This is a genomic window from Streptomyces sp. NPDC096046, from assembly GCF_040303285.1.
Classification (GTDB): Bacteria; Actinomycetota; Actinomycetes; order Streptomycetales; family Streptomycetaceae; genus Streptomyces.
The window spans coordinates 57,692-63,825 of sequence record NZ_JBEOSZ010000047.1 but is presented as its reverse complement, the minus strand read 5'-3'; the positions used below and the strand labels follow the sequence as shown (position 1 = coordinate 63,825).

The window sequence follows — 6,134 nt, the reverse complement described above, 5'->3', positions numbered from 1 at the left end:
GCGGCTGATTAACCCACCGGAGAGTCAGTAGGGGGTGGCCGGTCATGCTGCGCCCGGGTGCCACCGGTGTCAGGGGGTCTCGCGCCGGACGTTCACGAAGTCCGCCGGCTGCCCGCTGGTGAAGGTCAGATACACGTCGTGCGTGCCCGTCACGGCGCTGATGTTCGCCGGGACGGTCCGCCAGGACTGCCAGCCCCCGGTGCTGCCCACCGCGATACTCCCGACGGGCGGGTTGCTCCGGCTGTCCAGCCGCACCTCGACCAGCCCGCTGACACCGCCCGCCGCGCCGCCGGCGACCCGGGCGCTGAACTGCCGGGCCGCCGAGGAGCCGAAGTCGACGCCCTTGAAGTGCAGCCAGTCACCGTTGGCCAGGGCGCCGACGTTCTGACCGCCGCCGGAGTCGGACGTCGTCTCGGTGATCACACCGGACTGGCCGTCGTAGGACTCGGCCTGGATGGTGCCGTAGGCGTCACGGCCGCCGGTCGGGGGAGGGGTGGTGCCGCCGCCGGACGACAGCACCTGCACGTAGTCGACGACCATCGCGTGGCCGGGCTGCGTCCCGGCGTCCGGGCCGCCGCCGAACGCGTCGGGGAAACCGCCGCCCATCGCGACGTTCAGGATGATGAAGAAGCCGTGGTCGGTGGCGTTCTTCCAGGTCGTCGCGTCGACCTGGTTGGCGCGCACCGTGTGGTAGTTGACGCCGTCGAGGTAGAAGCGGATCTCCTCGACACTCGTCGAGCGGTCCCACTCCATCCGGTAGGTGTGGAAGCCGGCCTGGCAGGAGGTGCCCTGACAGGTCGTCGAACCGCCGATACCGCTGTTCTCGTTGCAGGGGCCGCCCGGCGAGGTGCCGCAGTGCATCGTGGCGAACACCGTGTTCATGCCCTGGGTGTTCTCCATGATGTCCAGCTCGCCGACCGCCGGCCAGTTCCAGTGGTTGCCGCGGTACGGGGAGCCCAGCATCCAGAACGCGGGCCAGTAGCCCTTGGCGGCGGCGCCGGTGACGTTCGGCACCTGGATGCGCGACTCGACGCGGAGGGTGCCGCCGGCCGGGGGCTGGAAGTCGGTGCGGTTGGTCTCGATCCGGCCGGAGGTCCAGTTGCCGGCGGCATCCCGCCGGGGCGTGATGCGCAGGTTGCCGTTGCCGTCGAGCGAGACGTTCTCCGTGCTGTTCGTCATCGTCTCGATCTCGCCGGTGCCCCAGTTGGCGGGGCCGCCCGGGTAGCCCTTGCCGGTCGCGTACCGCCAGTCGGAGGTGTTGACGCCGGAGCCCGCGGCGCCGTTGAAGTCGTCCGCGAACACCTGCGTCCAACCCGACGGGGGCGGCGGTGCGGAGGCGCCGGCCGAGGGGGTGGCGACCGTGGCGGCGGCCACCGTGAGGCCGAGGGTGCCGACGACGGCGACGAACGCCCGGCGCAAGGGGCGGGGTCTGCGGGGGGTGCTTGAGGTTCCGCTCATGTGGGGGCCTCTCGGTCAGGGATGAGAGCGCTCTCAAAGTGCCGCCAATGTGCTCCACCGCACCCGGGCCGTCAAGGGATGAAGCCAAGAAAAGTGGGCGGGCCCCGCCGGCTGCACAGCCTGAAGGAAAGGGACCGGGCGTCAGCCGGAAGCCTCTTCGTCGGCGGACCACCGCTTCACGTACCAGGCCACCGTGTCGTCCAGGGCCAGGACGAGCAGGACGCCGATCCCCATCGTCCGCTCGGGAAGCCCCGCCAAGACCACGACGGTGCCGACCATCACCGAGACGACGGACATCAGCAGCCACCGCAGCCAGGCCGGCCACCGGTGGTGCGCCGCCGGTCACCGTGCCCACCGCAGCCCGGCCCGCCACCGGTGGTGCGCCGCCGGCCACCGTGCCCATCGCCATGCCCTGTCCGACCGTGCCATCCCCGCCCCCTCGCCGCACCTCGCGGAATTCGACTCCCGCCGGGCCGCGACGGTTGCCCCGGTCGCCGCCCGGCGCCCCGCGCACCAGGCTGTTGAACCCGGCCCGACGGGGCACTCGGGGGCGGAAGAACCGGTCGAGCCAGCAGGAGGCATCCGTGGCCGTACGCCATCGCCTGATCCGAGTCCCGCCGAGCGCCGTGTGGGACGTCCTCGCCGACGGCCGTCGCTACGCCGAGTGGGTGGTGGGCACCTCCGAGTCCCACCCCGTACGCGGACAGTGGCCGCGCACCGGCGCGGCGATCCACTACGAGGTCCGGCTCGGCCCGGTGTGCCTGGAGAACGAGACGGTCGTCCGCCACTGCGAGGAGGGCACCCGGCTGGAGCTGGAGGCAAACGCCGGTGTGCTGGGCACGGCACGCATCGCGATCGAGCTGCGGCCCTGGGGCGAGCACTGTCTGGTGATCGTGGACGAGCATCCGCTGATGGGCGCGGGCGGCCGGCTGCACAACGTCGGATTCGAGGCGCTGATCCAGTTGCGCCACCGCGCCATGCTGACCCGGCTGGCCCGGTTGTGCGAGGCCGAAGCGGGCCAAGCGGGAGACACCCGGCGGGCCCTGGGCCAGGTGACCGTGGCGTCCGACGCGGACGGCGGCCGCGATGCCTGACGCCGTGGTGATCGGCGCGGGCCCCAACGGGCTGGTCGCCGCCAACGTCCTCGCGAGCTCCGGGTGGAGCGTCGAGGTGCTGGAGGAGCAGCCCGAACCGGGGGGCGCGGTGCGCCACGACCGGGGCGTCGACGCGGCCTTCGTCAACGACCTGTTCAGCTCCTTCTACCCCCTCGCGGCCGCCTCGCCCGTCCTGGCCGCGCTGCGCCCCGAGGAGCACGGACTGCGCTGGAGTCACGCGCCCAGCGTGCTGGCCCACCCGCTCACCGACGGCGGCTGCGCCGTTCTGGACCGGAACATCGACATCACCGCCGCGTCCCTGGACACCTTCGAGCAGGGTGACGGAGCGGCCTGGCGGCGGCTGCACGACGTGTGGGAGGGCATGCGCCCCGGCCTCCTGGAGGCCCTGTTCACCCCGTTCCCGCCCGTCCGCGCGACGGCACGGCTGGCGCTGCGGCTGCGGGCGGCGGGCGGACTGCGCATGGCCCGTTCCCTGGTGCTGCCGGTGCGGCGCCTGGGGGAGGAGGAGTTCCGCGGCCAGGGCGGGCGTCTGCTGCTGGCCGGCAACGCCCTGCACGCCGACCTCGCCCCCGAGTCGGCGGGCAGCGGCGGCTTCGGCTGGCTGATGGCCATGCTGGGCCAGACCTACGGCTTCCCCGTCCCGGCGGGTGGCTCCGGTGCGCTGACCTCGGCTCTGGTCCGGCGTCTGGAGAGCCTCGGCGGGCGGGTCCGCTGCGGGCAGCGCGTCGAGCAGGTCGTCGTCCGCGGCGGGCGCGCCGTCGGCGTGCGGACGGCCACGGGCGACGCGGTACGGGCCCGGCGGGCGGTGCTGGCGGACGTGTCGGTGCCCGCCCTGTACGGCGAGCTGGTCGATCCCGCGCACCTGCCCGCCCAGCTCCTCGACGACCTGCGCCGCTTCCAGTGGGACTTCGCCACGTTCAAGGTCGACTGGGCGCTCGACGGCCCGGTGCCCTGGCAGGCCGAGCAGGCCGCCCGGGCCGGTACGGTGCACCTCGCCGACGGCATGGACGAGCTGACCCGTTTCGCCGCCCAGATCGCCATGCGGCAGGTCCCGGACCGCCCGTTCCTGATCTTCGGCCAGATGACCACCTCCGACGCCACCCGCTCGCCGCAGGGCACCGAATCGGCCTGGGCCTACACCCACATCCCCCAGGAGATCCGCGCCGACGCCGCGGACGAGGGGATCACCGGAAGCTGGGACACCAAGGACCAGGAGCTCATGGCCGACCGGGTCGAGCGCCAGGTGGAGCGCTTCGCGCCCGGCTTCCGCTCCCTGATCCGCGGCCGCCGCATCCTCGCGCCCCCGACCCTGGAGGCACTCGACGGCAACCTCGCCGGCGGCGCCATCAACGGCGGCACCACCGCACTGCACCAGCAGCTCGTCTTCCGTCCGCTGCCCGGCACCGGCCGCCCCGAGACCCCGGTGCCCGGCCTGTACCTCGCCTCCTCCGGAGCCCACCCGGGCGGCGGCGTGCACGGAGCGCCGGGAGCCAACGCCGCGCGGGCCGCCCTGCGCCGCAACCGGTCCCCCGGCCTGGCCCGCGCCCAGCGGCTCCTCGCCCACCGCGACCGCACCGGAGTCAGGCACTGACCGGGGGCCCTCGGGGACGTATCCGGCACGGGAAGGAAGGGCAGCCCATGAGCAGCAGCCCGCTCGCCGAGCGCACCGTCGTCATCACCGGAGCCGCCCGCGGTGTGGGCGCCGCCCTGGCCCGCGAGGCCGCCCGCCGCGGTGCCCGGGTGGGTCTCGTCGGCCATGAGAAGACCGTTCTGGAGGGGGTGGCGGCCTCCCTGCCGGGCCCCGCCCTCGCCGTGGAGGCCGACGTCACCGACCTGTCCGCGCTGGAAGCCGCCGCGGACACCGTGCGGGCCGGCCTCGGCCGTCCCTCGGCCGTCGTGGCGAACGCCGGCATCGCCGAGGGCGGCGCCCTCCTCGACTCCGACCCGGCCACCTGGCGCCGGGTGATCGACGTCAACCTCACCGGCAGCGCCCACACCGCCCGGGCGTTCCTGCCGGACCTGCTCGACACGGCGGGCTACTTCCTCCAGGTCGCCTCCCTCGCGTCGCTCGGCGCCGCCCCGCTGATGAGCGCGTACTGCGCCTCCAAGGCCGGGGCCGAGGCCTTCGCGCACTCCTTGCGCGCGGAGGTGGCGCACCGCGGGGTGGGCGTGGGCATCGCCTACCTCAACTGGACGGACACCGACATGATCCGCGACGCCGAGCGGTACGACGTCCTGCGGGAACTGCGTCTGCACATGCCCCCGCCGGCCCGCCGCGTGTACCCCGTGGACACGGTCGCCGCCCGCCTGGTCAAAGGCATGGAACGCCGCCGTACGGCCATGTACGCGCCGGGCTGGCTGCGGCTGGCCCAGCCGATACGCCCGGCCATGCCCCCGGTGGTCCTGCGCGTGGCGCGCCGCGCACTGCCGCGCCTGGAAACTTCGGCCTCGCTCCGCCCCACCGGGCCGCTCGGCGCCGGTGGCCTGGCCGACCGTGCGGCGGCTGGGCCGGGGACCTGACGCGGCCGGGCCGGCAGCTCCGGACGGCACGGTCATGCCGGACACTGGTCAGCAGGGGAAGGGAGGCGCACCGTGCTGACCGGAGTCCGTGAACAGCTGGGCCAAGCCCTGTTCCGCCGGGTCGCGGGCCCGGGCGGACCCGCGACCCGTGCCCGTATCCACCACACCCCCGGGCCGCGCTGGTTCGGGCCGGACCGGCCGATCCGCGCGGTACACGGTGACGCCTCGATGTTCATCGGCGGGCTGACCGCCCTGCTCCTCCAGTCGCTGCATCCGCTCGCGATGGCGGCCGTCGCCGGGCACTCCGGCTTCCGCGGCGACCCGTGGGGCCGGTTGCAGCGCACCAGCACCTTCCTGGCCGTGACGACCTACGGCACCGCCGCGGACGCCCAGCAGGCCGTCGACCAGGTGCGCGGCATCCACCAACGGATCCGCGGCACGAGCTCCGAGGGCGTGCCGTACCACGCGGCCGACCCCCATCTGCTGGGCTGGGTGCACGCCGCCGAGACGGACAGCTTCCTGCGCGCCCACGAGCGCTACGGGGCCCGGCCGCTGGACGCCGCCGACTACGACGCCTACGTCGCCGACACCGCGCGCGTCGCCGAGGCGCTGGGGGTGGCAGACCCGCCGCGGGACCGCAGTGAACTGGCCGAGCGTCTGACCGCCTACCGGCCCGAGCTGCGGGCCACGCCCGAGGCGCGGGCCGCCGCCCGCTTCCTGCTGTTCCAGCCTCCGCTGCCCCTCGCCGTCCGGCCCTTCTACGGCGGGCTGGCCGCGAACGCCGTGACCCTGCTCCCGCCCTGGGCGCGCGGCATGCTGTGGCTGCCCCGGGTGCCGGTCGTCGAAGACCTCGCCGTACGTCCCGCCGGCCGAGCCCTGACCCGGACCATCCGCTGGGCGATGACCCCGGCCCGGGAAGCCTGACGGCCCGCCCCGGACCCTCCCCGACCCGACCCGGCCGCGACACAGGTCAGCGGACGTGGCCCGCGTCGCGGGCGGGAGCGCCCCGCGCCGGTCAGGGCTGCCATCCCGGTGCTCGCG

6 protein-coding genes are annotated in these 6,134 nt (G+C 74.7%); 4 read left to right on the top strand and 2 right to left on the bottom strand.

Features of this window, described 5'->3' with window-relative positions; all coding sequences use genetic code 11:
* Window positions 1–69 precede the first annotated feature (69 nt).
* Window positions 70–1,458: a glycoside hydrolase family 16 protein gene (locus tag ABTX62_RS30660; RefSeq protein ID WP_352119220.1), complete on the bottom strand. Its 1,389-nt coding sequence runs from the start codon at window positions 1,456–1,458 to the stop codon at window positions 70–72.
* A gap of 141 nt (window positions 1,459–1,599) precedes the next feature.
* Window positions 1,600–1,755: a hypothetical protein gene (locus ABTX62_RS30655; protein ID WP_352119219.1), complete on the bottom strand. Its 156-nt coding sequence runs from the start codon at window positions 1,753–1,755 to the stop codon at window positions 1,600–1,602.
* A gap of 287 nt (window positions 1,756–2,042) precedes the next feature.
* Between ABTX62_RS30655 and ABTX62_RS30650 the strand changes: the two genes are divergently transcribed.
* From ABTX62_RS30650 to ABTX62_RS30635, 4 genes are all read left to right on the top strand, one after another.
* Window positions 2,043–2,552, top strand: a complete 510-nt coding sequence (locus ABTX62_RS30650; RefSeq protein ID WP_352119218.1) for an SRPBCC family protein — start codon at window positions 2,043–2,045, stop codon at window positions 2,550–2,552.
* Window positions 2,545–4,164 carry a phytoene desaturase family protein gene (locus ABTX62_RS30645; RefSeq protein ID WP_352119217.1) on the top strand — a complete coding sequence of 540 codons (1,620 nt, stop codon included), beginning with the start codon at window positions 2,545–2,547 and terminating at the stop codon, window positions 4,162–4,164. Before ABTX62_RS30650 ends, ABTX62_RS30645 begins: the two co-directional genes overlap by 8 nt.
* Before the next feature lie 47 nt (window positions 4,165–4,211).
* On the top strand, window positions 4,212–5,093 hold the full coding sequence (locus ABTX62_RS30640; RefSeq protein ID WP_352119216.1) for an SDR family oxidoreductase: 882 nt from the start codon (window positions 4,212–4,214) through the stop codon (window positions 5,091–5,093).
* A 72-nt stretch (window positions 5,094–5,165) separates the two neighbouring features.
* Window positions 5,166–6,017: an oxygenase MpaB family protein gene (locus ABTX62_RS30635; protein WP_352119215.1), complete on the top strand. Its 852-nt coding sequence runs from the start codon at window positions 5,166–5,168 to the stop codon at window positions 6,015–6,017.
* Window positions 6,018–6,134: the final 117 nt, after the last annotated feature.